Annotated in this window: 2 rRNA genes; both read right to left on the bottom strand. The window is 54.5% G+C overall.

The features are described from left to right. Positions 1 to 12: 12 nt before the first annotated feature. Positions 13 to 124, bottom strand: a 5S ribosomal RNA gene (gene rrf / locus HNQ92_RS28480). Between the two features lie 131 nt (positions 125 to 255). Further along, positions 256 to 3084 (bottom strand): 23S ribosomal RNA (locus HNQ92_RS28475). Positions 3085 to 3141: the final 57 nt, after the last annotated feature.

Below are 3141 nucleotides of genomic sequence, written 5' to 3'. Positions count from 1 at the left end.
GGTTTGATGGTCTCGTGGCGGCTACCTACTTTTCCGGGGGTTGACCCAGTATCATCGGCGGTGCGGGGCTTAACTTCTCTGTTCGGGATGGGAAGAGGTGAACACCCGCCCCATAGCCACCAGCAAGTTCTTGCGGGGCTGCCGGGGGTGCGGGCTGTGCCCGTCGCCCACCCAGCAGGGGGACTTCTATTATTATAATGTCATGATTCATGTAACACGCTGAGAGCAAAAGAAAAGAAAGCTGAAAAAGTATAAAAAGGCAAGCTCTTGGGTGATTAGTACCGCTCAGCTGAACGTCTTTCAACGCGTACACCTGCGGCCTATCAACGTTGTCGTCTCCAACGACCCTTATGTGGAAGACTCATCTTCGGGCCGGTTTCGCACTTAGATGCTTTCAGCGCTTATCCGTTCCCCACATAGCTACCCGGCCGTGCTCCTGGCGGAACAACCGGTTCACCAGCGGTGGGTCCACCCCGGTCCTCTCGTACTAAGGGCAGCCCCCGTCAATCTTCCTGCGCCCACCACAGATAGGGACCGAACTGTCTCACGACGTTCTGAACCCAGCTCGCGTGCCACTTTAATCGGCGAACAGCCGAACCCTTGGGACCTTCTCCAGCCCCAGGATGTGACGAGCCGACATCGAGGTGCCAAACCTCCCCGTCGATGTGAGCTCTTGGGGGAGATCAGCCTGTTATCCCCGGCGTACCTTTTATCCTTTGAGCGATGGCCCTTCCATACAGAACCACCGGATCACTATGCCCTGGTTTCCCACCTGCGCGACCCGTCGGTCTGGCAGTCAAGCCGGCTTGTGCCATTGCACTCCACGTACGGTTACCAAGCGTACTGAGCCGACCTTTGGAAGCCTCCGTTACCCTTTCGGAGGCGACCACCCCAGTCAAACTACCCACCATGCACGGTCCTTCTTTTAAAGAAGTTAGATCCCAGGCCAGCGAAGGGTGGTATTTCAACGGTGGCTCCATGATGCCTGGCGACACCACTTCACAGCCTCCCACCTATCCTACACATCCCTGACCCGAAACCAATGCAAAGCTATAGTAAAGGTGCACGGGGTCTTTCCGTCCCGTGGCGGGTAAGCGGCATCTTCACCGCTACTACAATTTCACCGAGCTCACGGCCGAGACAGTGCCCAGATCGTTACACCATTCGTGCAGGTCGGAACTTACCCGACAAGGAATTTCGCTACCTTAGGACCGTTATAGTTACGGCCGCCGTTTACCGGGGCTTCGATTCAATGCTTCGCACTTGCGCACTAACATCCCCTCTTAACCTTCCGGCACCGGGCAGGTGTCAGACCCTATACGTCATCTTACGATTTGGCAGAGTCCTGTGTTTTTGCTAAACAGTCGCCTGGGCCATTTCTCTGCGACCTCTTACTTGCGTAAGGAGGCTCCCCTTCTCCCGAAGTTACAGGGTTAATTTGCCGAGTTCCTTAGCCGTGATTCACTCGAGCACCTTAGAATTCTCTTCTCGACCACCTGTGTCGGTTTACGGTACGGGTTGCCGTCAGCTGATGTTTCAGAAGCTTTTCTTGGAAGTCTTTTCGCTGCTTCGCTTCGCCCGTAGGCTCGGCTCAACGCTCTATTCCGTCAGAACGTAGCAACCACAAAACTCCGTCACTTCTTCACACTAACGGCAAGGACCGGAATATTAACCGGTTGTCCATCGGACTTCGCCTTTCGGCTACTCCTTAGGCCCCGCCTGACCCTCCGTTGATTAGCATAGCGGAGGAAACCTGGGTCTTTCGGTGTGCGTGTTTCTCGCACGCATTATCGTTACTTATGCCTACATTTGCTTTTCCCAGCGGTCCACCATAGCTCACGCTACAACTTCACCCCCCTGGGAATGCTCCCCTACCGATTTTTCAATCGCATGGCTTCGGTACCAGACTTGATGCCCGTTTATTATCGATGCCCGCCCCGCTCGACCAGTGAGCTGTTACGCACTCTTTAAATGTATAGCTGCTTCCAAGCTAACATCCTGGCTGTCTCTGCAGTCGGACCCCCTTAGTTCAACTTAGTCTGGATTTGGGGACCTTAGCCGATGCTCTGGGTTGTTCCCCTCTCGGACTGGGACCTTAGCACCCCAGCCCTCACTGCCGAGTATATCATCGCCCATTCGGAGTTCGTCTGGATTTGGTAGGATTTGACTCCCCCTAGTCCAATCGGTAGCTCTACCTGACCATGACTCAACCTCGACGCTGCCCCTAAAGGCATTTCGGGGAGTACGAGCTATTTCCCGGTTTGATTGGCCTTTCACCCCTACCCTCAGTTCATCCGAAAACTTTTCAACGTTTACCGGTTCGGTCCTCCACTTTGTGTTACCAAAGCTTCAACCTGACCAAGGGTAGATCACCGGGTTTCGCGTCTACAGCCACTGACTTTGTCGCCCTATTCAGACTCGCTTTCGCTTCGGCTCCTGCTCTTGAAAGCATTAACCTGGCCAGTGACCGTAACTCGTAGGCTCATTATGCAAAAGGCACGGCGTCACCCCACGAAGGGGCCCCGCCCGCTTGTAGGCGCATGGTTTCAAGGTCTATTTCACCCCGCTACTCGCGGTACTTTTCACCTTTCCCTCACGGTACTCGTTCACTATCGGTCTCTCAGGAGTATTTAGCCTTGGCGGATGGTGCCGCCGGATTCAAAGGGGATTCCTCCGGTCCCCCCCTACTCAGGATCCTGTCTCAATCAACGCGCTTACGCCTACGGGATTCTCACCCTCTACGATCGCCTTTCCCAAAGCGTTCGGCTTCACTTGTTGACCACTTGAACAGTCCTACAACCCCGAACCTGCCGTAACAGATCCGGTTTGGGCTTCTCCGCGTTCGCTCGCCACTACTTGCGGAATCACTCTTGTTTTCTTCTCCTAGGGGTACTTAGATGTTTCAGTTCCCCCCGTTCGCTTCCTTTAAAAGGATGACTGGTCTTCAACCAGCCGGGTTGCCCCATTCGGACACCTGCGGATCGACGTGTGTGTGCCACTCCCCGCAGCTTTTCGCAGCTTACCGCGTCCTTCATCGCCTCTGAGAGCCTAGGTATCCCCCATGCGCCCTTGATTCGCTTGCCTTACAAACAAATCCTTCTTCTCTTCTCTTTTGCTCCCAACATGTCAATGAACTCTTAG

It is taken from the genome of Rhabdobacter roseus, assembly GCF_014202275.1.
Taxonomy (GTDB): domain Bacteria; phylum Bacteroidota; class Bacteroidia; order Cytophagales; family Spirosomataceae; genus Rhabdobacter; species Rhabdobacter roseus.
The sequence above is the reverse complement of the archived record's forward strand: the minus strand, read 5'-3'. Positions and strand labels throughout refer to the sequence as shown.